Annotated in this window: 14 protein-coding genes; 3 read left to right on the plus strand and 11 right to left on the minus strand. The window is 66.2% G+C overall.

What is annotated here, in order from left to right; genetic code table 11:
* Position 1 precedes the first annotated feature (1 nt).
* On the minus strand, positions 2-208 hold the full coding sequence (locus DKT70_RS18035; protein WP_158530001.1) for a hypothetical protein: 207 nt from the start codon (positions 206-208) through the stop codon (positions 2-4).
* Between the two features lie 142 nt (positions 209-350).
* Between DKT70_RS18035 and DKT70_RS10855 the strand changes: the two genes are divergently transcribed.
* Positions 351-968 (plus strand): helix-turn-helix transcriptional regulator, encoded by a 618-nt coding sequence (locus DKT70_RS10855; RefSeq protein ID WP_158530003.1) that lies wholly within the window; start codon positions 351-353, stop codon positions 966-968.
* Here the strand turns inward: DKT70_RS10855 and xylB are convergent.
* The 4 genes from xylB to DKT70_RS10875 all read right to left on the minus strand — a co-directional run bounded on the left by xylB (position 959) and on the right by DKT70_RS10875 (position 8,695).
* Complete coding sequence (gene xylB / locus DKT70_RS10860; protein WP_111559155.1) at positions 959-2,410, minus strand: xylulokinase; 1,452 nt, start codon at positions 2,408-2,410, stop codon at positions 959-961. The genes DKT70_RS10855 and xylB overlap by 10 nt on opposite strands.
* Before the next feature lie 113 nt (positions 2,411-2,523).
* Positions 2,524-4,371 carry a monovalent cation:proton antiporter-2 (CPA2) family protein gene (locus DKT70_RS10865; RefSeq protein ID WP_111559156.1) on the minus strand — a complete coding sequence of 616 codons (1,848 nt, stop codon included), beginning with the start codon at positions 4,369-4,371 and terminating at the stop codon, positions 2,524-2,526.
* 14 nt (positions 4,372-4,385) lie between these two features.
* Positions 4,386-7,565, minus strand: coding sequence for an efflux RND transporter permease subunit (locus tag DKT70_RS10870; RefSeq protein ID WP_111559157.1), 3,180 nt, complete (start codon positions 7,563-7,565; stop codon positions 4,386-4,388).
* Positions 7,562-8,695: an efflux RND transporter periplasmic adaptor subunit gene (locus DKT70_RS10875; protein WP_111559158.1), complete on the minus strand. Its 1,134-nt coding sequence runs from the start codon at positions 8,693-8,695 to the stop codon at positions 7,562-7,564. Before DKT70_RS10875 ends, DKT70_RS10870 begins: the two co-directional genes overlap by 4 nt.
* 225 nt (positions 8,696-8,920) lie before the next feature.
* Between DKT70_RS10875 and DKT70_RS10880 the strand changes: the two genes are divergently transcribed.
* Positions 8,921-9,394 (plus strand): DUF421 domain-containing protein, encoded by a 474-nt coding sequence (locus DKT70_RS10880; RefSeq protein WP_111559159.1) that lies wholly within the window; start codon positions 8,921-8,923, stop codon positions 9,392-9,394.
* Here the strand turns inward: DKT70_RS10880 and DKT70_RS10885 are convergent.
* Genes DKT70_RS10885 through DKT70_RS10910 form a run of 6 tightly spaced genes read right to left on the minus strand, consistent with a single transcriptional unit; the run spans position 9,346 to position 15,704 of the window.
* Complete coding sequence (locus tag DKT70_RS10885) at positions 9,346-10,800, minus strand: amidase (RefSeq protein WP_111559160.1); 1,455 nt, start codon at positions 10,798-10,800, stop codon at positions 9,346-9,348. The two genes, DKT70_RS10880 and DKT70_RS10885, sit on opposite strands and share 49 nt — an antisense overlap.
* A gap of 28 nt (positions 10,801-10,828) precedes the next feature.
* Complete coding sequence (locus tag DKT70_RS18375; protein ID WP_111559161.1) at positions 10,829-11,635, minus strand: ATP-binding cassette domain-containing protein; 807 nt, start codon at positions 11,633-11,635, stop codon at positions 10,829-10,831.
* Positions 11,632-12,423, minus strand: a complete 792-nt coding sequence (locus tag DKT70_RS18380; protein ID WP_111559162.1) for an ATP-binding cassette domain-containing protein — start codon at positions 12,421-12,423, stop codon at positions 11,632-11,634. Before DKT70_RS18380 ends, DKT70_RS18375 begins: the two co-directional genes overlap by 4 nt.
* Positions 12,420-13,229, minus strand: coding sequence for an ABC transporter permease (locus DKT70_RS10900; protein WP_199559574.1), 810 nt, complete (start codon positions 13,227-13,229; stop codon positions 12,420-12,422). The genes DKT70_RS18380 and DKT70_RS10900 overlap by 4 nt, the downstream gene beginning before the upstream one ends.
* A gap of 5 nt (positions 13,230-13,234) precedes the next feature.
* Positions 13,235-14,203, minus strand: a complete 969-nt coding sequence (locus tag DKT70_RS10905; protein WP_233490533.1) for an ABC transporter permease — start codon at positions 14,201-14,203, stop codon at positions 13,235-13,237.
* Between the two features lie 7 nt (positions 14,204-14,210).
* Positions 14,211-15,704, minus strand: a complete 1,494-nt coding sequence (locus tag DKT70_RS10910) for an ABC transporter substrate-binding protein (protein WP_111559227.1) — start codon at positions 15,702-15,704, stop codon at positions 14,211-14,213.
* A 440-nt stretch (positions 15,705-16,144) separates the two neighbouring features.
* On the opposite strand from DKT70_RS10910, the gene DKT70_RS10915 reads away from it, so the two are divergent.
* On the plus strand, positions 16,145-23,125 hold the full coding sequence (locus tag DKT70_RS10915) for an ExeM/NucH family extracellular endonuclease (RefSeq protein WP_111559164.1): 6,981 nt from the start codon (positions 16,145-16,147) through the stop codon (positions 23,123-23,125).
* Positions 23,126-23,162 lie beyond the last annotated feature (37 nt).

Below are 23,162 nucleotides of genomic sequence, written 5' to 3' on the forward strand. Positions count from 1 at the left end.
CTTACTGCCGGATGCCGTCGGGCAGCTTGGCAAGCCCCAGGAACTGGCGCCCGCCCGTCACCTTGTTGGGCAGCCACAACCCCCACGAGGTCACTTCGACCTGCAGCACGCCGCCATCGGCATAGGCGTCGAAATAGGTCAGCATGGTCTCGACCATGTCGCGGCTGAACTCGGCGGTGGCCAGTTTGGGTTCCTTGATATGTGCCATCATCGCATGTCTCCTTTTGGGCGTGATCAACGCCGGAAAGGGTGCGCGTCAAAGATGTGTCTGTCTTGTGAAAACAGCACGACCTGCCTTTTCAGTATGTCCGAAAAGGCATATCCTGCAGGTCACGCAACTTGGGCATGCCATGCTGAACGACCTGATACCGAATTTCGACGATGAGATCGCCCAGATGCACGCGCTGGCGCCAAGCGGCTGGATCATGGGTTTCAATTTGACCTATCGGGGGCCGGAACATCTGTTCAACGCCTATCCGGACGCCTGGCGCAAGATATACGAGGACCGCAACTATTTCTTCGGCGATCCGATCGCGATGTGGACGATGACCCACGACGGCGCCGCCCGCTGGTCCGAGGTGCGCATCCCCGACCTGCGCGGCGTCATGTCGGCGGCCAAGAAGTTCAGGCTGAATCACGGCGTGGCGATTTCCCGCAAGGTGGCCGGCAAGCGGTCATTCCTGACCCTGTCCCATCCCGAACGCGAATTCAGCGATGACGAGATCGCGCGCTGTTCGGCCAAGTTCCACCTGTGGACGGACATGGTGCTGAACCGCGCCGCGCTGACCACGGCGGAACTGGACGTGCTGCGCTGTTTTCGCGACGGTCAGGGCCAGCAGGAAACGGCGGCGCTGCTGGGGATCGCGGAATCCACCGTCAAGCAGCGCGCCTTGAAGGCCTGCGCCAAGCTGGGTGCGAAAAGCCGCACCCAGGCCGTGGCCATCGCGGTGGCGCGCAATTACCTCTGAGCGGTCAGGATCGCCGGATAGGCGGCCCGAAAGCCCTGATAGGCATCGTCGAAGGCCCCGCGCAGGGCGGGGTCGGGCGCCACGCGGTCGGTGATCTGCGGGGGCGTCATCACCTGCGCCACATCGCCCGCGCCCGATGCGACCATCGCCAGCCGGGCCGCCCCCAGGGCCGCGCCGAATTCCCCGCCCGCGGGCAGGTCCAGCGTGACATCCAGCGCGGTCGCGATCACCTGCAACCAGTAACGCGACCGTGCGCCGCCGCCGATCGCCATCAGGCTGTCGGGACGGGCGCCCGTGGCGCGCAGGGCCTCGAGGCTGTCGCGCAGGCCGAAGGCCACACCCTCCAGCACGGCGCGGGTCATGTCGTCGCGGTCGGTGGCCAAAGCCAGGCCGGTAAAGCTGCCCCTGATGCGCGGATCATTGTGGGGCGTCCTTTCGCCCGACAGATAGGGCAGGAATCGCACCGGGCCCGGCGCCCGCAGATCGCCCAGTCCGGCGGTCAGGTCGGCCGGCGTCGCGCCGGTGATGCGGGCCAGCCAGTTCAGGCAATCGGTGGCCGATAGCATGACGCCCATCTGGTACCAGGTGTCCGGAACCGCGTGGCAGAAGCTGTGCAGCGCGGTTTCGGGCGCGGGGCGATAGCCGTCGCGGGCCATCAGCAACACCCCCGAAGTGCCAAGCGACACGAACCCCGCGCCTTCGGTCATGGCCCCGATCCCGCAGGCGGCGGCGGCATTGTCGCCCGCGCCGCCTGCCACCGTCACGGGGTTGCGCAGTCCCCATTCGGCGGCAAGCTCTGCGCGCAGCTGGCCGGCGGGTTCGCTGCCCTCGACCAGACGGGGCATCTCGGTGCGGTCCAGGCCCGTACGGCCCAGCAGGTCGTCCGACCAGTCGCGCGCGGCCGTGTCCAGCCAGCTGGTGCCCGAGGCGTCCGACAGATCACCGACATGGTCCCCTGTCAGCCACAGGTTCAGATAAGCGGCCGGCAGCAGCACATGGGCAACCTTGGCGCGCAATTCGGGTTCCTGGGCGGCCATCCAGTCCAGCTTGGGCGCGGTAAAGCCTGGAAAGACGATGTTGCCGGTCAGGGCGCGAAACTCGGGCTGCGCGTCTAGCGATGCAGCTTGGACGTGGCTGCGCGTGTCGTTCCACAGAATGCAGGGCCGCAGCACCTGATCATCGGCCCCCAGAACCGTGGCCCCGTGCATGTGACCCGCGACCGCGATGCCGCGCAGGTCGCTGAATTCGGGGTGACGGTCGCGCAATTGGCCGACCGCGTCGCGAAAGGCCGTGATCCAATCCGCAGGGTCCTGTTCTGACCAGCCAGGATGGGGGTTGCGCGCGTGGTAATGGCTTTCGGCCGCGCCCACGGGCTGGCCGTCATCACCGACCAGCAGGGCCCGCAGTCCGGATGTGCCCAGATCGATTCCAAGATAGCTCATGTCGTCATTCCCCCCAGATCGACCTTTGTGCCGTTTGTGGCCCAGCACCTGCCCCGCGTCAAACCGGGTGGGCGATATTTTCCGACAAAGGGAAAAAACTGCACCGCCGCGCGTCAGAAATCGCCGTCCACTTGGGATGCGCCGCGGGCGCGCAGCTGGGCGGTCTGTTCCTCCATCAGCTCGCGCGCGCGTTTCAGATAGGCGGCGTTGTGCTGGGGCGGGGTGTCGGGGTCGTGCAGCTCGGCCAGTTCACGGATGGTGCGCTGGTTGTGCGCGACAAAGCTGCGGGCGGTCTGTTCGGCCTGATCCTTGGGGACGCCAAGCGCCTCATAGACGGAACGGCCCGCGCGCACGGCGCTGTCGAACGTCTCGCGGATGACATCGCGGCATCCTGCGGCCCACAACTCATAGACATGGCTCTGGTCGCGGGCGCGGGCGGTGATGTGGACATGGGGATAGGTTTGGCGGACATAGCGGACCATCTCGGTCACCTGGTCGCGGTTGTCGATGGCGATGACCAGCACGGTCGCCGTTTCCAACCCTGCCGCGCGCAGCAGGTCGGGACGGGTGGCGTCGCCGTAAAAGGCCCGCACCCCGAAGGCGCGCAGCATTTCCAGCTGGGCCGAGGAATGGTCCAGCACCGTCGTTTCATGGCCCGCGCTCAGCAGCATGCGGTTGATGATGCCGCCGAAACGCCCGTGCCCGGCGATGATGATATGGCTGGGCGCGGTGATCCGGTCGGCCTCGGTAGGTTCGGCAAAGCGGTATCGGGGCAGGATGACCCGGTCATAGAGGATGAACATCAGCGGCGTCAGCATCATCGACAGCGTCACGATCAGCGTCAGGCGCGGCGCGATGGAGTCGGGCAGGACCGCGTTGGCCGTCGCGAAGGAGATCAGGACGAAGCCGAATTCCCCCGCCTGCGCCAGCCCGATGCCGAACAGCCAGCCCTGTTCGTCACGCACCCCGAAAAGCCGCGCCAAGGCCAGCAGCACCGCCGCTTTGACGGCCATGACGCCAAGTGCCAGCCCGATGATGACCAGGGGTTCGCGGGCCAGCAGGCCGAAATCGATGGCCGCGCCGACGGTCATGAAGAACAGCCCCAGCAGCAGCCCGCGGAAGGGGTCGATATCGCTTTCCAATTCGTGCCGGTATTCGCTGTTGGCCAGCACCACCCCGGCCAGGAAGGTGCCAAGCGCCGGCGACAGGCCGACCAGCGACATCAGAAGTGCCGTGCCGATCACGAAGGTCAGGGCGGCGGCAATGAAGATCTCGCGCAGGTTGGCCTGGGCGATGAAGCGGAAGGCGGGGCGCGTCAGGTAGGTGCCGCCCAGGATCACCAGGCCGATGGCCAGCAGCGTGACGATGCCGGTTTGCCACCCCTCCAGCCCCGCGACCAGCGAGATGCCGCCCTCGTGACCCGCATCCGGCGCATGATCGCCGCCACCGGAAACCGCCAGCAGCGGCAGCAGGGCCAGCATCGGGATGACGGCGATGTCCTGGAACAGCAGCACCGAAAACCCCGCCTGCCCGCCATCGCTTTTCATCAGCCCCTTTTCGGTCAGCGTCTGCAGCACGATCGCGGTCGATGACAGCGCAAAGATCAGCCCGACCGCCAGCGCCGTGGGCCAAGCCAGCCCCAGAAGGATCCCGGCCCCCGCGATCAGGCCGGCGCTGAGCGTGACCTGCAGCCCGCCCAGACCCAGCAGGCGCATCCGCATGTCCCACAGCAGCTTCGGCTCCAGTTCCAGCCCGACCAGGAACAGCATCATCACGACGCCGAATTCCGCGAAATGCTGGATCGACAGGACGTCCACATTCAGCCCCGCCAAGACCGGGCTGAGGATGATCCCCGCGATCAGGTAACCCAGCACCGATCCGAGCCCAAGCCGCGACGCGATGGGCACCGACACCACGCCCGCGATCAGGAACAGGAAGGCCAGAAGCAGCACGTCCGTCATGGGTCAGGCCTTTGTCAGCGGGGCAGGTCTTGGGACAATCGGCCCGGGCCGCGGCGATTGTCCAGCCCCTTGCGGCTCTGGCGCGCCTCTTTGCGCCTGCGCCGCCATGCGCCTGCGCGTTCGGCCAGCATCAGCATGGCGGGCGTCACGATCAGCGTCAGGGCGGTGGCCACCATCAGCCCCCCTGCGATCGCGGCGCTGAGTTCCGTCCACCATTGTGTCGAGGGCGCGCCATAGATGATCTCGCGCCGGAAGAAATCGATGCTGACGCCGATGACCATGGGCATCAGACCAAGGGCCGTCGTGACCGATGTCAGCATGACGGGGCGCAGGCGTTGGGCGCCGGTGCGCAATGCGGCCTCGGGCGGGGACATGCCCGTCTTGCGCAGGTCGTTATAGGTGTCGATCAACACGATGTTGTTGTTCACCACGATCCCCGCCAGCGCGATGACCCCGATGCCGCCCATGACGATACCGAAGGGTCGCCCGGTGATCAGCAGGCCCAGCAGCACCCCAGCCACCGAAAAGATGATCGCCGTCATGACGACGAAGGCCTGGAAGAAGCTGTTGAACTGCACCACCAGGATCACGATCATCATGCCGATGGCCGCCGCGAAGGCCCCCACCAGAAAGATCATCGCGTCCTGCTGATCCTCGGCCTCGCCGGCAAAGGACCAAGTGACGCCATCGGGCAGGTCCATCTGCGTCAGCGCCGTGCGCAGGGCCACAATCTGATCGTTCACCAGCAGGCCCGGCGCGACATTGGCGGCGATGGTCGTCACGCGCCGTTCATCGACCCGCTTGATGGTGCCGCTGCGCGGGGCGGGGCTGAAGGTGACGAAATTGGTGACCGGCACCAGCCCCGAGCTGGTCGGCACGCGCAGGCTTTCCAGTTCCGCCAGCGTGCGGTCGCCCGCCGGGAAACGGACGCGGATGTCGACGGTGCCCTCGGCATCGTCGGGACGGTATTCGGCCACCGTGATGCCTTGGGTCAGCAGTTGAACGGCCTGGCCCAGCAGGGCGACGTCGGCGCCAAAGCGCGCGGCCTCGGACCGATCCAGCGTGATCGCCCATTCGACGCCGGGCAGGGGGCGCGTGTCGGTGACGTCGGTGAAGCCGCCGATCCGGTCCATGCGGTCGCGGATGGCGGTGACCGCCTGCGCCTGCAGGTCGCGGTCGCGCGCGGCGATCTCCAGGCTGATGGGCTTGCCTGCGGCGGGGCCGCCCGATTGTGTCTGGACCTGGACGTCGATGCCGGGGATCTGCGCCATGTCGCGCCGGATGCGGTCGGCGATCTGTTCGGCGGGAGGGCGGGTGTCCCATTCGGTCAGTTCCAGCTGGATGGTGCCGATGACCTCCTCATCGGCCTGCTGGCTGGATCCGCTGCGCGCATAGACGCTGTGGATGGCGTCATAGGACAGCAGGCGGTCCTCGACCCGCCTGACCAGGGCGTCCTTTTCATAGATCGAGAAATTGTCGCGCGCCCGCACCTCGACCTGCGCGAAATCGGGTTCGATCGAGGGAAAGAAGTTGATGCCGTTGCCGAACTGCCCGTAGGCCAGAAACGCACCCACCAGCAGCATCACCGAAAACGCCAGCGTCCGCCCCGGACGCAGGATGGCCCATTCCAGTGCGCGGACATAGGCCCCCGCGGCCCCCGTCATGTCGCGCGGATCGCCGGTTTCGGCGGCGGTGATCTGGCGCTTCTGGCGGGCCGATTGCGGCTGGCGGCGGCCGATGACGCCGCCCACGGCGGGGATGAAGATCAGCGCCATGAAAAGCGATGCCGTCAGGGTCAGGATCACGGTGATGGGCAGGAACTTCATGAATTCGCCCACCGTCCCCGACCAGAACAGCAGCGGAAAGAACACGCTGAGCGTCGTCGCGGTGGATGCGATGATGGGCCAGGACATGCGCTTGGCGGCGCGGGCATAGGCGGCCTTGGGCGACAGGCCCTCGTGCAGCAGCCGGTCGGCCAGTTCCACCGTGACGATCGCGCCGTCGACCAGCATTCCCACCACCAGGATCAGGCTGAACAGCACCACGATGTTCATGGTCAGCCCCATGAAGTAAAGCGCCGAGACCCCCGCAAGGAAAGCCCCCGGAATGGCGAGGCCCACCAGGATCGAGGATCGCAGCCCAAGCGCCCAGACAATCACGATCATCACCAGCAGCACGGCGGCGATGACGTTGGATTCCAGGTCCGACAGCATGGTCTGGACCTGTTCGCTTTCGTCCTGCATGTCGTTGATGCGCACGCTGTCGGGCCATTCGGCCTGCGCGGCTTCGATTTCGGTGCGGATGGCGGCGACGGTTTCGATGATGTTCGCACCGACGCGCTTCTTGATTTCCAGCGCCAGGGCGGGCTGGCCGTTGATGCGGGCAAAACCCGACGGATCCTCATAGGTGCGCCTGACGGTGGCCACATCGGCAAAGGTCACGACCGTGTCGCCACGCACCTTGACGGGCAGTTCCATCAGATCGGTCAGGTCCTCGATCAGGCCGGGCACCTTCAGCACGATGCGGCCCGCGCCGTTTTCGATGGCGCCCGCCGCGATCAGGCGGTTGTTGCGGTTGATCTGGCCGATCAGTTCGTCGAACGAGATGTCATAGGTCTCGAAGACGGTGGGGTCGATCAGCACTTCCAACAGCTCGACCCTTTCGCCGCCGATATCGACCTCGAGGACGCCGGGAACGCCTTCCAGCCGGTCCTTCAGATCATCGGCCAGCGCGTTCAGCGTGCGTTCGGGGACGGGGCCGGACAGGATGGTGGTCAGGATCGGGAAGAGGGCGGTGTTGATTTCCGTGACGACGGGATCGGTCGCATCTTCGGGCAGTTCGTTGCTGGCGCGGTCGACGGCCTCGCGGACCTTGTCCAAGGCCGCATCGGCATCGAAGCCCGGCTCGAATTCCAATTGTACGCTGGCATAGCCTTCGGCGGCGGTGGCAGTGATCCCTTCAAGCCCGGTCAGGGCCGAGAGTTCGGTTTCCAGCGGTTCCACCAGCAGGCGTTCGGCATCCTCGGGGGCGATGCCCTCCAACGAGGTCGAGACATAGACGGTGGGGATCGGGATCTCGGGCGAGCTTTCCTTGGGGATCGCCACATAGGTCAGCGCGCCGACCGCCAGGATCAGCACCAGAGCCATGACGACCACCCGCGCGCGGTCGAAGGCGGCGTCGATCAACCCGTTCATCCGGCGTCCCCTTCGGCGTCCTCGGGGGTGGGCACGACCGGTTCGCCGGCGCTGACGAAGCCCTGCCCGATGGTGATGATCCGCGCCTGTTCCGGCAGGCCGCTGACCCAGACCCCGTCGGTCTGCGCCTGTTCGACCACCACCGGATGAAACGCCACCGTGTCGTCATCCTGAACCGTCTTGACGCCCAGCTGCCCATCCGTCCCAAGCGACAGGATCGCCGGAGAGATGAAATGCGCCGACATCTGGCCCGTGGGGATCGTCACCGTCACCGACAGCCCCGAGGCGATCCTGCCATCGGGGTTCGGGACGCGGATCTCGGCGCGGAAGGTACGGGTTTCGGTGACGGCATCCTTGCTGACATATTCGACGGTTCCTTCGATTTCCTGCCCGGTGATGAACCGGACCGTCGCGCTGCCGCCTTCGCGGATGCGCGACAGGGCCTGCTGGGGAACCTGGATGACGATCTTGAGCGGGTCGATGTCCAGCATCGTGCCGATCTCGGTCCCGGCGGGGACATAGGCGCCTTCCTCCAGGTCCAGCGCGTCAAGCCGTCCGTCGAAGGGCGCGCGGATGACGGCGGCATCGATCCCTTCTTCGGCCCGCGTCAGTTCCGATTGCGCCCGCGCCAGCGCCGCTCGCGCCTGCGACACGCGGTCGGTGGTGGCCACCCCGCGTTCCAGCAGCGTCTCGGCATTGTCGAAATCGCGCTGCGCGGCCGCCAGTTCCTGCCGGGCGCGATCCACGTCGGCCTCCTGCTCGCGGGTGCCAAGGCGGGCGATGATGTCGCCTTGCGCCAGGTATTTCCCACGGCGCGCCGACAGCACCGCGACGTCGCCGTCGATTTCGGCCCGCAGGATCGACCGGCGGTCGGGCTGTGCCTGGCCTTCGGCGGTGAAGACCTGGGTCACGTCCTCGGCGCGGCTGTCGCGCACGGCCACGGTGATCGCCTCGACCCGGTCCACGGGGGCATCGGTCTCCTGCGGCGGGGCGGGCAGGATAAAGCCGCTGCCCATCCACGCCGTCAGCACCAGCGCCAGGATGCCCGCCACCCATTTGGACCGCGACGCCCCCTTTTCATCCGCGAAATGCAGGGGCTGGGGGGAATGGGGATCACGAAGTTCGTTCATCGGTCACTGGGTCCTTGGGGCGGCTGCGGGCGCGCGCATGGGCGACGGTCTTGGGCAAGGGTGCCGCGTGCCACCTTGCGACATTCCGCCCCTGCGGCCAAGCGCGCAAGGCCCGACGATCCCGACCTTGCGCCAATAGGTCGCGATGGGCGGGTTGGCGCACGGAACGATGGGCGCTGGTGTCGGTTGGGTCGGGTAGCGACCATTGCGGGAAAGGACCCCGGCATGAGCGATCCGATATTCTTTGACAACTGGTCCGGGCTTTGGCGCGTGCTGATCGTGGGCATCTTCGCCTATGTCGGGCTGGTAGTGATGCTGCGCGTGTCGGGCAAACGCACCCTCAGCAAGATGAACGCCTTCGACCTGGTAGTGACGGTGGCCTTGGGGTCCACCTTGGCGACAGTCCTTCTCAGTGACAGCGTCGCCTTGGCCGAGGGAATGGTGGCCTTGGCGCTGCTGATCTGCATGCAATACCTGATCACAGTGGTCTCGGTTCGGTCGCAGCGCTTCCGCGACCTGATCAAGTCGGAACCCTCTCTGCTGGTCCATCGCGGCCAATACCTCGAGGCAACCATGCGCCGTCAACGCATATCCCCCGAGGAGGTCCGGTCCGCCCTGCGCCAGGCGGGCCATGACGACGAGGCTTGGGTTCAGGCGGTGGTTCTGGAAACCGACGGATCGCTCTCTGTCGTGGCATGACCGTCATGGCGCGGCCAGCCCGTGACGGGACCGCGCCATGCCTCGAAGGCGCGGGCAAGGGCCATCACCCTCAGGTCGTGGAACCGAGGCGCGACGATCTGAAGCCCGATGGGAATCCCGGTCGTCGACAGGCCGCAATGGATCGAACAGGCAGGCTGTTCGCCCATGTTCCACGGCACGGTAAAACAGATATGTTCAAAGGGTCGCGCGGGATCGTTCGTCGGTGAGGCCTGATCCGCCGGATAGGAAATGTCGGGGTTGACCGGCGACAGGATCGCATCGACCTGTTGAAAGGCCTGCGCCGTGGCGCGCCGCATCGCAAAGATCTGGTCAAAGCCTCGGGCTACCTGCTGGGGCGTCGCCAGCGCCCCTTTTGCCGCCCAATCATGGATATAGGGTAGGATCACCGCGCGCCTGTCCTCTGGCAAAGCCTCGATCATCGACCAGAACCGCGCACGCCAGGCATGGTCCAACCCGTCCAGCATCTGCCGGGTCAGCACCGGGGCGATCGGGATGACCGTCGCGCCGTGATCCTGGAACAGGCTGGCGGCGCGGCTGACGGCTTGGACGACCTGCGGATCGGGTGCATTGCCGCAGCCCGCATCCAGCATCAGCCCGATGCGCATTCCGCGAATGTCCGCGGGCGGGACATCCCAGTCCAGCGCCTGATAGGGCAGGGCCGTCGCATCGCGCCAGTCGGGGCGGGTGATCGTGTGCATCAGCAGCGCCGCATCATCGACGGTGGGCGTCATCGGTCCGGCGCAGCGCCCGGTATAGTAAGGATCGATCGGCACCCGCCCCTGCGTCGGTTTGAACCCGAACAGCCCTGTCCACCCTGCCGGCAGGCGGACCGATCCGCCGATATCGGTGCCCACATGCAGCGGTCCATAGCCCGCGGCCCCGGCCGCCGCCGCCCCGGCGCTGGACCCGCCGGGGTTCTGCGAAAGGTCCCAGGGGTTACGCGTCAGAGGGTGAAAGGACGACAGGCCCGAAGACAGCATGCCGTAATCGGGGCAGGTCGTCTTGGCAAAGATGATGGCGCCGTCCTCGTGCAGGCGGGCGGCGGTGGGGGCGTTTTCGGGGGCGGGAACCAGGTCGATGGCGGCGGTTCCCATGGGCACCGGGTCGCCCTTGGTAGCAATCAGTTCCTTGACCGTCACGGGCATCCCGTCCAGCGGCCCCATCGGCGCGCCCTTGGCATAGCGCTCCTGCGCCGCCCGTGCCTGTTGCAGGGCGCGTTCGGGGCGGAACAGGTACAGCGCGCCCACCTTCTGCTCCGACGCCTCGACCCGCGCGATCAGGGCCGTCATATAATCGACCGGCGACAGGCTGCGGTTGCGGAAATCGGTCAGGATGCTGCGGGCGGGGCGGTCCAGCATGTCGGATTGCCTGGTGAATAGGGGCATGGGACTGACCTTTCCGGGTTGACGGAGTTCACGATGGCTTGGGGCGTACCTTGCGCCCGATCACGTCCAGGCGCGGCTCGGCCTCCAGCAGGCGGCGGGTATAGGGTTCGGCGGGGTGGTCCATGACCTGGCGCATCGGCCCGCTTTCCACGATGCGACCGTCTTTCATGACCGCGACGCTGTCGCAGATCTGGTCCACGACGCCCAGATTGTGGGTGATGAACAGGACCCCGATGCCATGTTCGTCGCGCAGGTCCAGGATTAGCCGCAGGATCTGTTTCTGCACTGTCAGGTCCAGCGCCGAGGTCGCCTCGTCCGCGACCAGCAGGCGCGGCTTGGTGATCAGGGCGCGGGCGATGGCAATGCGCTGGCGCTGTCCGCCGCTGAATTCATGCGGAAAGCGGTCCTGATCGGCCGCGTCCAGACCCACGTCCCGCAGCAATCGGCCGACCAGGTCGCGTCGGTCGCGGCCCTTGGGGGCGGTGGTGTCCAGATGCAAAGGCTCGGCGATGATGCGGCCCACGCGGTGGCGCGGGTCCAGCGAGCCATAGGGGTCCTGGAACACCATCTGAAAATCCCGCCGCGCCTGACGCAGGTGCCGCGGCGACAGGGCGAAGATATCCCGCCCCGCGATCCGCACGCTGCCCGATGTCGGGCGGTCCAGCCCCATGACAATCCGCGCAAGCGTCGATTTTCCCGACCCCGATTCCCCCACCACCCCCAGGATCTGCTCCGGCATCAGGGTCAGCGACACGTCGTCCAGCGCCCTGACCATGCCCTGACCCAAAGGGAAATGCCGCGACAGGCGGCTGACCTGCAACAAGGGCTGCGTCATGGGGCGTCCCTCAGCGTGGCACGGACGCGTGGGGGCAGCGCGTCCAGCAACGTGCGGGTATAGTCGTGACCGGGGCGGCGCAGGACGCGTTCGGTCGGGCCCTGTTCGATCAGCGTCCCGCGATACAGGACCAGCGTGTCATCCGCGATCCGCGCGATCACCCCCAGATCATGCGAGATCAGCATCAGCGCGATACCAAGTTCGGCAACCAGATCGTCCAGAATGTCCAAAATCTGGGCCTGGACGGTGACATCCAGCGCCGTGGTGGGTTCATCCGCGATCAGCAGGTCGGGCGTCAGCGCCAGCGCAATGGCGATCCCCACGCGCTGGCGTTGCCCGCCTGACAGTTCATGCGGGAAACTGTCGATGCGTTCGGCGGCGCGCGGGATGCGGACCATGTCCAGCAGATGCATCACCTTGGCGCGGGCGTCGCGGCGCGACAGTCCCTGGTGCAGGATCAGCCCTTCGGCGATCTGCGCCCCGATCCGCATCGCGGGGTTCAAAGCGGTCATCGGTTCCTGAAAGATCATCCCGATCCGGTTGCCGCGCAGCGCGCACAGGTCGCGTTCGGGCATGGTCAGGATGTCGCGCCCGTCAAAGCCGATGCGCCCCGTGGCGCGGGCGGTCCGGGGCAGCAGGCCCATCACGGCCAAGGCCATCACGGATTTCCCCGACCCGGATTCGCCCACGACCCCAAGCGTCCGGCCGCGTGCCAGCGACAGGTCGATGCCGTTCAGCGCCGGCCTTTCGCCGAAGGTTACGCGCAGATTGCGGATACTCAGCATCATCCGGCCTGCCCCCGTCGCGGATCGGTCAGGTCGCGCAGCCCGTCACCCAAAAGGTTCAGCCCCAGCACCGTGACCGCAATGGCCAGCCCCGGCGCCAGCACCAGATGCGGCGCCGCGGCCAGATAGGTCTGGCTTTCCGACAGCATCCGGCCCCAGCTGGGGGTGGGGGGCGACACACCCATGCCCAGGAAGGACAGGCCCGCCTCGGACAGGATGGCAAGACCGGTCTGGATGGCCAGCTGCACGATGATCTGCGGCAGGATGTTCGGCAGCACATGTTCCGCCGTGATGCGTATGTCGTTCTTGCCGGCCATGCGGGCGGCGCTGATATAATCGCGCGCCCAGATCTGGATCGCGGCGGCGCGGCTGATGCGGGCAAAGACCGGCACCATGAAGACCCCGATCGCGGTGATCGCGGTCACCGCGCCCGGTCCCATCAGCGCCCCCAGAAGGATCGCCGACAGGATCGGCGGAAAGGCGAACAGCACGCCGTTGAAACCCATGACCAGCCGTTCCGCCCGCCCGCCCCTGGCCGCCGCCGTCACCCCCAGCAGCGTGCCCGCCGCGCCGCCGATGGCCGTTGCCAGCATCGCGATGCCAAGCGACGTCCAGGCCCCCGCCATGATGATCGACAGGACGTCGCGGCCGATCGGGTCGGTCCCGAACCAATGCGCCGCATCCGGGGCCTGCAGGCGGGCCACGATGTTCATCGCCGTGGGGTCGGCGGGCGTCCAGACGCGGCTCAGCACCGCCGCCCCCACCATGATGGCGGTGATCGCCGCGCCCAGGATCAGCGATTTCGGCAGGCGCATCACTGGCGCGCCTTCAGCCGGGGGTCCAGCCGGGCATAAAGCGCGTCGGTCCCGGCATTGACCGCCAGGACGATCGCCGCGAACAGCAGCACGACATTCTGAACCACGATCAGGTCGCGTTGCGAGAGGGCCTGATAGGCCAGCGTGCCGATGCCCGGCAGGCTGAAGACGTTTTCCACCAGCACCGCGCCGGAAATCAGGAAGGGGATCTGCAGGCCCAGCATCGTCACCACCGGCAGCAGGGCATTGGGCACCGTGTGACGCCACAGCGCGCGGTGGCGCGACAGGCCCTTGGCGCGGGCGGTGCGGATGAAATCCTCGGCCGCGACATCAAGGACCGCGGCGCGGGTGACGCGGGTCAGGACCGCCGCCTGCGGGATGGCCAGCGCCACGGCGGGCAGGATCAGCGCCGATATCGCCCCCCAACCCGCGTCGCCCCAACCCGCGTCGCCCCAGCCCGGAAACCCGCCCACCGGAAACCAGCCCAGCTTCAGCGCGAAGACCAGGATCAGCAGCAGACCGATCCAGAAATTCGGCACCGCGATCCCCATCTGGGCAAAGACCGTGGCCAGCCCGTCGCCCGCCCGGCCCTGACGCGCCGCCGCCATCACCCCAAGCGGAACCGACACGCCCACCGCCAGCAGCGTCGCCATCAGCGTCAGCGGCAGCGTGACCAGCATGCGTTCCGCGATCAGCCCCGCGACCGGCACGCCATAGGTATAGGACTGTCCCATATTCCCGGTGACCACGCCGCCCAGCCAGGCCAGGTATCGCACCATCAGTGGGCGATCCAGGCCCAGCTGGTCGCGCAGGGCGGCCAGCGTATCCGCCTGCGCCGAGGTGCCCAGCATGATCTCGGCCGGATCGCCAGGCGCGGCCTCGATCAGCAGGAAGATCACCAGCGAGGTGACCAGCAGCATCAGCGCGGCCCCCGCCAGCCGGCGGATGCGGGAAGGGGACGGGGTCATCGGCGGATCACTGGGACCAGCGGATATCGGTCATGTCATTGGCGGGCACCGGCCCGTTTTCCCAGACACCCTCCAGGCCCGCCTTCCAGACGCCCAGCTTGGGATAGGAAAACAGGAACAGCGCGGGCAGATCGCGGGCCAGCATGTCCTGCGCGGCCTGATAGCCCGCCGCCCGCTCTTCCTCAGAGGTGGCGGCGGCGATGGTGGCCATCTGGTCGCGGAAGGCGGGGCTGTCATAGTTGAAGTAATAGGGATCGCGGGCATAGATGCCGATATCCAGCGGCTCGGCATGGCCGATGATGGTCATGTCGTAATTCCTGTCCGTGAACACGTCCTGGATCCAGGCGGCCGGAAAATCCGAGGTCTGGATATTGGCCGTCACGCCCACCTGCGCAAAGAAGGCCTGCAGGATCTCGGCCGAGCGTTGGGCATAGTCGCGGTTTGGCACCTTGAAATCAAAGCTGAAGCCCTCGGCATGCCCCGCCTCGGCCAGCAGCGCCTTGGCCTTTTCGGGGTCATAGGGAAACAGCGCGGTCAGGTCTTGGTAGAACGGGTTGGCGGGCGAAAAATGCGACCCGATCGGCGTGCCCTGGCCGGCGCTGACGACCTGGACCAAGTCGGGCCGGTCGATGGCCATCATCAACGCCTGACGGACGCGCGGATCGTCAAAGGGGGGGCGGTCGTTGTTCATGCCGGCCACCACCTCCATCTCTCCGGCGCCCGCGACGGCGGTGAAGGCGGGGTCGGTCGTGAACTGGTCGAAGAGTTCGGGCGCGCTGAGGTCGCCGACGATGTCCACCTGCCCCGATTGCAGGGCCGCCGCCTGCGCCTGCGCATCTCCGATGAAACGGGCCGTCACCCGCGATATCGCCGGTGCTTCGCCCCAGTAACCGTCCCATGCCGACATGATGACCCGGTCGCCCTTGCGCCATTCATCGACCTTGAAGGGACCGGTGCCGACGGGGGCGGTTCCGTTCGTTTCGGCGCTGGAGGGTTCGACCATGACGGCGGCCGGATGGCCCAGCCAATAAAGCAGGTCGGCATTGCGTTCCGACAGCGTCAGGATCAACGTCGCCGGATCGGGGGCCTGCACATCGGCGATGGCGGTGTAATTGGCCTTCTGGCCGTTGGTCGAGGTTTCGGACAGGATGCGCTCGATGGTGAATTTCGCGGTGGCGCTGTCGAAGGCCTTGCCGTTCTGGAAGATGACGCCGTCGCGCAGCGTGAAGGTATAGGTCAGCCCGTCATCCGCGATGGCCCATTCCGTGGCCAGTTGCGGCACGATCCGGCCGTCACGGTCCATGGCGACCAGCCCCTCGAAGACGTTCTGCCAAGTGACCTGCCCCGCCGCCACCGGCGATGAAACCGTCGGGTCCAGACCCTGAGGTTCGACCGATTGGGCGAATGTCACCGCATCCGCGTCCTGCGCCCTGGCGGGCGCGGTGGCCGACAGAATGATGGCAAGGCAGGCGCCGGCCAGCGGTCGATGGGGTATGGTCATCATGTTATCCCTGTCCGAGGACACGAAGGGTCCGCTTCGGTTCGTTCCAATGTGACCAAACTGGACATGCAGGCAACCGTCTTGTGGAACGGCATGCGCGGTCACGGTGCTGCGAAAACCCTGACATCGCCACAAGGCGCGTGCAACCGCAAGCATCCGACCGAACCCGGGGACCGTGCTATCGACGTCGCCGCATCTTGGCGCGGTGGGTCTGCCGGTCGCCGTCATGTCCCACCGCCCACGCGACAAGAGACTTGCCGACACAACGGGCAGTTGACCATCCTTCGGACATTTTTTCGTCAAAATGCCGTTACGAAACTTCGTTAACCATGTTGGCAAAAGCTGGCCCGGCCAGTGCCATCGTCTTTCCGCTGATGTCTGCGGGGCCCTGCGATCAGGCGTCCTGCGGCATGCCTGCCCCATCACAGTAAGGCTCTCCGATGACCGCGATCTTCATCAACGAATTCCACTATGACAATGCCGGCGCCGACGAGGGAGAGTTCATCGAGATCGCAGGACCCGCGGGCACCGACCTGACGGGGTGGAGCGTCGCTCTCTATAACGGCAACAACGGCGCGATGTATGGCACGCTGCCGCTGTCGGGCGTGCTGTCGGATATGGGGCAGGGTTATGGCACGCTGACGGTCGCAGCGCCGGGCATCCAGAACGGATCGCCCGATGCCATTGCGCTGGTCGATGGCGCGGGCGCGGTCGTGCAGTTCCTGGGATATGAAGGCATCATGACGGCGGTGGACGGCCCCGCGATGGGCATGACCTCGGTCGATGTGGGCGTGGCCGAGGATGGCGGCACGGGCATCGGCATGTCGCTGCAGCTGACCGGGTCGGGTTCGCAGGCAAGCGATTTCACCTGGGCGGCCTCGGCGGATGCGACCCCCGGTGCGGCCAATGCGGGGCAGGATTTCGTGTCGGGTCCCTCCGTCACCACCTATGCCATTGCAGACGTGCAGATTGCCGAGGGTGACGACGGCATCGCCCAGATGGTCTTCACCGTCACCCGCAGCGACGGCGCGGGCGCCGCCAGCCTTGATTTCGCGACCGCGGACGGCACCGCCACCGCAGGCAGTGACTATGCCGCCGCGTCGGGCACGGTCGATTTCGCCGATGGCCAGACCAGCGCCACCATCCAGATCGCCATCACCGGCGATACCGATCCCGAATTGCCCGAAACCTTCAGCGTCACCCTGACCGACCCCACCGGCACCCTGTCGATCACCCAGGCCACCGCCCTAGGTACGATCCTGAATGACGAGGTCACGTTGATTTCCACCATCCAAGGGAATGCCGAAACACAGGGCGCGAACCCGGCTGGCGCATATGACAACCAAGATGCCAGCCCGCTGGTCGGGCAGGTCGTGACCGTCGATGCCATCGTCGTGGGTGATTTCCAAGATGGCGACGGCGACCAGGGGCGCAGCTTGGGCGGTTTCTATCTGCAGGAACAGGATGCGGATGCCGACGGCGATGCGGGGACGTCCGAAGGGATCTTCGTCTTCGACGGCGGCTTTGGCACCGATGTTCAGATCGGTGACCGCGTGCGCGTCACCGGCACGGTCGGCGAATATTTCGGCCAGACCCAGATCGGCAGCGTCACCGACGTGCAGGTCCTGTCGCAGGGCAACCCGATGCCGACGGCGGCGGTGCTGCAACTGGGCGGCGATGTCTCGCGCGATCAGTCGGGTGGCTATCAGGCCGATCTGGAGGCGCATGAGGGGATGTTGGTCACCGTGCCCGACACGCTGACCATCACCGAACAGTTCCAGCTGGACCGCTTCAACGAGATCACGCTGTTCGACACCAACGGCTTTGAGCAGACCGGCCCGGGCGATACGACCATCACCGGCGAACGCCCCTTCACCTACAGCCAGTTCAATACCCCCGATGCCGCCGGGAACGACGCCTATCTGCAGGAGGTCGGCAGCCGTCAGGTCGTCTATGATGACGGTCTGAACCAGCAGAACCAGCCGATCGGCAATCTGGACGGGTTCCAGGGATATTCCGACGCGACCGCACCCTCGATGGGTGACACGGTCACGAACCTGACGGGCGTTCTGGATTACCAATGGGCGGGCAGCGCAACCTCGGGGGCGACCTGGCGCATCCGGGCGACGCAGGACGGGCAGAACACGTTCGAGGACACGAACCCCCGTCCCGACGCCATCGCCGAGGTGGCAGGCGACATCAAGATCGCCAGCATGAACGTGCTGAACTTCTTCACCTCGATCGATGGGTCGGGCAACGAAGGCGTGGGGCCGGGTCTTGACCAGCAGGGTCGCGGCGCCGACAGCGTCGAGGAATACGACCGCCAGCTGGACAAGCTGACCACCGCCATCGAGGGCACGGGCGCCCATGTCATCGGGCTGGTCGAACTGGAAAACGATTTCCTTGACCCCGGCATGGCCCCGGGGGCGAACGGCGCGCAGGGCGACCGGGGCCTGCCCATCGCGGCCATCGTCGCATCGCTGAACGAAAGCGCTGGCGCACAGATCTGGGCCTGGGTCGATCCGGGCAGCGAATTCGTGGGCGACGACGCCATCGCCGGCGGCCTGATCTATCGCGCCGACATGGTGCAGGTGGCACCGGGCACCGCGCCCGCCTTCCTGACCGACGCGCAGGTCGATCCGGCGCTGCTGGCGCAGAGCAGCACGGGCAGCATCTTCGACGGTCCCTCGACCAGCCGCGCGTCGCTGGCGACCACTTTCGAGACGCTGTCGGGCGGCGACCAGATGACCGTCGTGGTCAACCATTTCAAATCCAAGGGCGGCACCGGCGACGGCGCGGATGCCGATGCGGGCGACGGTGCGGGCAACTTCAACAACCAGCGCCTGCTGGCCGCGCAGGCGCTGGACGACTGGCTGGGGACGAACCCGACCGGGTCCGACACGCCGAACATGCTGTTGCTGGGCGACCTGAATTCCTATGCGTCCGAAGATCCGCTGGCCTATCTGATAGACACGGCGGGCTTCGTCGATCTGGCCGCCGAATTCGTGGAACTGGGCTATTCCTACCTGTTCGACGCGATGCTGGGGGGGCTGGACTATGCCCTGGCCTCGCTCGAGATGTTCAACCACATCGTCGATGCGATCGAATGGAACATCAATTCGGACGAAGCCGACGCGCTGGATTACAACCTTGATTTCGGTCGCGATCCTTCGATTTTTGACGGCGACACGCCCTATCGCGCCTCGGACCACGACCCGATCGTGGTGGGCATCGATTTCGACCAGGATGACAGCCCCGTCACGCCCGAAATCTATGACGGCGCAACCTTCGAAGGCGATACCGCCCCCACCGGCGCGCTGACCCTGGATCACAAGGGGTCCTTCGACCTGGCCGGGGCCGAGATCGCCGCCCATACGGGCGGGCGTCTTTACGTGACCGCATCCTCAGGCCTGCAGATCGTGGACATCACCGACCCCGTGGCCCCGGTTCTGGCCAAGTCCATCGACTTCACTGGGACGGATTACGGGTTCGCGACGACCGACATCACCTCGGTCGCGACGAACGGCAACCTTGTGGCGGTGGCGCTGCCCGCCGACCCCAAGACCGATCCCGGGCAGGTGGTCATCCTGGATCTGGACGGCAATCTAGTCACCAGCTTCGACGTCGGCGCGCTGCCCGACATGCTGACCTTCACCCCCGACGGCACCAAGCTGCTGGTCGCCAATGAAGGCGAGCCCACCGACCTGTCGCTGTCGAACCCCAAGGGTGGCGTTTCCGTTATCGACCTTGCGACGGGCACCGTCACCCAGGTCGACTTCACCGCCTTCGATGGTCAGGAAAATGCCCTGCGCCAAGCCGGCGTGCGGATTTTCGACGGCCAAAGCGTATCCGACGATCTGGAACCGGAATATATCGCCGTTTCTGCCGACGGGCTGACCGCGATGGTCACCCTGCAAGAGGCGAATGCCGTCGCGGTCCTGGACCTGACCACCAACAGCTTCGACCGCATCGTGCCGCTTGGCGGCAAGGATTTCGCGGGGCTCCTGGCCGATTTCTCGGACCGTGACGACGGGATCAACCTGACGACCGGCAATCCGGTGATCGGGCAGTTCATGCCGGACGCGATCTCCTCCTATACCGGTGCGGATGGGCGCGACTATTATGTCATCGCCAATGAAGGCGACGACCGCGACGATTTCGTCCCCGAAGGCGACAGCACGCGCCTGCAGGACGTCGTCCTTGACCCGACCGCATTCCCCGATGCTGAAAGCCTGCAGGCCGACGGCAATCTGGGTCGTCTGAACGTGTCGGGATCGTCGCTGCTGGACGGCGACATCGACGGCGATGGCGATATTGACCAGATCCTGACCTATGGCGGGCGGTCCTTCTCGATCCTGGATCTGGACGGCCGGATGGTCTTTGACAGCGGCGATGCGCTGGAACGCATCCTGGCCGAACAGTATCCCGATCTGTGGGATGACGGTCGGTCGGACAACAAGGGGCCAGAACCCGAAGGCGTGACCATCGGCCAGATCGGCGACAGCACCTATGCCTTCGTCGGGCTGGAACGCGCCAACACCACGATGATCTTTGACATCACCGATACCGCCAATGTCAGCTTTGTCACCGCAGCCGGACAGGCCGGCGATACCGCCCCCGAAGGCACGCTGTTCATCCCCGCCGAGGACAGCCCGACCGGCGAGGCGCTGTATATCGTCACGAACGAGGGTTCCGCGACGATCGGCATCTATGGGGTCGAGGAGACGCAGGCCCCGGTTTCGGAAACCTTCACGCTGGAACTGCTGCATTTCTCGGACCAGGAGGGATCGACCGGCGCGCTGGCCGACGCCCCGAACCTGTCGGCGGTGCTGAACGGGCTGCGCGGCCAGGATCTGGGCGGCGACGGCATTGCCGACAACACGCTGACACTGTCCTCGGGCGATGCCTTCATTGGCTCGCCCTTCTATGACGCATCGCAGGCGGTTTTCGGGTCCAAGGGCATCGGCGACATCCAGATCCAGAACGAACTGGGCGTGCAGGCCATGTCGCTTGGCAATCATGAATTCGATTTCGGCACCGCCAACCTGGCGGGCCTGATCAGCGGCGATGCACCGGGCGACATTCTGGGCGCGGATTTTGCGGGCGCGATGTTCCCCTATCTGTCGGCGAACCTGGATTTCTCGACCGATCCCAACCTTGCGGGGCTGGAGGTCGCGGGCGGTCAGGCGCCGCAGGCGGGCACCATCACCTCGTCGGTCGTGATGTCGATGGACAGCGAACAGACCGGCCAGACGGAACTGGTGGGCATCGTCGGGGCCACCACGCCCACCTTGGCGCGGATCGCGTCCTCGGGGTCGGTGGGCATTGCGCCGGGTGCGTTCGACAACAACCCGACCCCCGAGCAGCTGGACGCTTTGGCCGCTGAAATCCAGGCCGAGGTCGACGCCCTGCTGGCTGCCAATCCCGGCATGGACAAAGTCATCCTGCTGGCCCACATGCAGGTCCTGGGCATCGAGGAACAGCTGGCGCCGCGCCTGTCGGGCGTCGATGTCATCGTGGCGGGCGGTTCGAACACCCGCCTTCTGGACGAGGATGACCGCCCGCGCGACGGCGACAGCGTGCAGGGCCGGTACCCGATCTTCACCACCGATGCCGATGGCAACCCGATCGCAGTCGTGAACACCGATGGCAGCTATAAATATGTCGGCCGGCTGGTCGTCGATTTCGACGCTGACGGGCATATCATTCCCGAAAGCTATGACGCGGCAGTGTCGGGTGCCTATGCGACCGACAACCAGAGCGTCGCCGATCTGGGCGCCGAGGATCTGGTCGATCCCGAGATCCAGGCGATCGTCGATCAGCTGGAGGATCAGATCGTCGCCACCCAGTCCAACGTCTTCGGCTATTCCAACGTCTTCCTGAACGGCAACCGCACGGGCACCGCGATAGCGACCGATCCGGACGGTGTGCGCACGCAGGAAACCAACCTGGGCAACCTGACCGCGATGGCCAACCTGGATTACGCCAGGGATTATGACAGCAGCGTCATGGTCTCGATCAAGAATGGCGGCGGGATCCGCGCCTCGATCGGCGAAACGGTAGTGCCCGCCGGTGCCACGGCGCCCATCCGCCTGCCCAATGGCGAACTGATCGATGGCGAGGGCAACGTGATCAAGCCTGCGGGTGCGATCTCGCAGAACGACATCGCTTCGGCGCTGGCCTTCAACAACGGGCTGTCGTTGGTCACCATGTCCCCGGCCGAACTGCTGCAGGTTCTGGAACATGCGGCAGCCTCGGCGGGGGGCGGCGCCTTCGGGCAATTCGCGGGCATCAGCTTCAGCTTCGATCCCGACCTGCCTGCCGGGGAGCGCGTGACGCAGGCCGATATCGTCGATGAAAACGGCGCCTCGGTCCTGGCGCTGGTGCGCAACGGCGATCTGGTCGCCAACCCCGATCTTGCGATCCGCACCGTGACGCTGAACTTCCTGATCCCGAATGGCGACGGTTATCCCTTCGATCTGGCCAATCCCGATCGGGTGGACCTGTTCGATCTGGACAATGACGGCACCTCCGACGGGCTGCGCGAAGGGGTGGCCGATTTCGCCGATAACGGCACCGAGCAGGATGCCTTCGCGGAATATCTGGCGGCCAAACATGGCACCGCGCAGACGGCCTATGCCGAGGCCGACACGGGCCGCGACCAGGATCTTGGCATCACCAATCTGGACTTCGTCACCCAGATGGTGCGCATGGATCAGGCCGGGACGGCGGACTGGTCGCAGATCACCCGGACCTTCGACGGAAACGGCACGCTGCGCGAACGTGTCATCGACGGCGATGATGGCACGATCACGACGCTCCGCTATGCCGCCGATGGGACCAAGCTGACCGTCACCACCGCCGATGCCGCCGACCTGACGCCGCGCGCCACCAGCACCGATATCTTCGATGCCGAGGGCAACCTGTCGCGCCGCGAGGTCCTGCTGGATGACGGCCGCACCAAGACAGCCATCTTCGAGGGCGGAGAGCGGATCGGCCAGCTGATCGAGGATGCGGACGGGTCCTCGATCGCCCGCAGCTTCCAGGACGGCGTCCTGACCCAGACCCGCTGGACGGCTGCCGATGGCGACCAGAACGTCCGTGCCGAAGCCGGCGATGACATCGTCTTCGGTGGCATGGGCGATGACAAGCTGACTGGCGGCGCCGGGGACGACACCTTCGTCTTCTTCGAAGCGGGCTTTGGACAGGATCGCATCGCGGATTTCGACCTGGGCGGCGACGACCTGCTGGACCTGACCGGTCTGGGCATCCAGTCGCTGGCCGATCTGCAGGCCCTTGGAACGGTCCGCCAGCAGGGTGCGGATGTCGTCATCCAGTTCGACGAAGACAGCATCACGCTGACGGGCAACCAGCTGAGCGATCTGAACGATCAGGACTTCTTCGTGCTGAACCTGGCCTGATCCCCTGTCCCTTGCTGGATGCGTAACCCGCGCCCGC

The sequence above is a fragment of the Paracoccus sediminilitoris genome, from assembly GCF_003259195.1.
Lineage (GTDB): Bacteria > Pseudomonadota > Alphaproteobacteria > Rhodobacterales > Rhodobacteraceae > Paracoccus > Paracoccus sediminilitoris.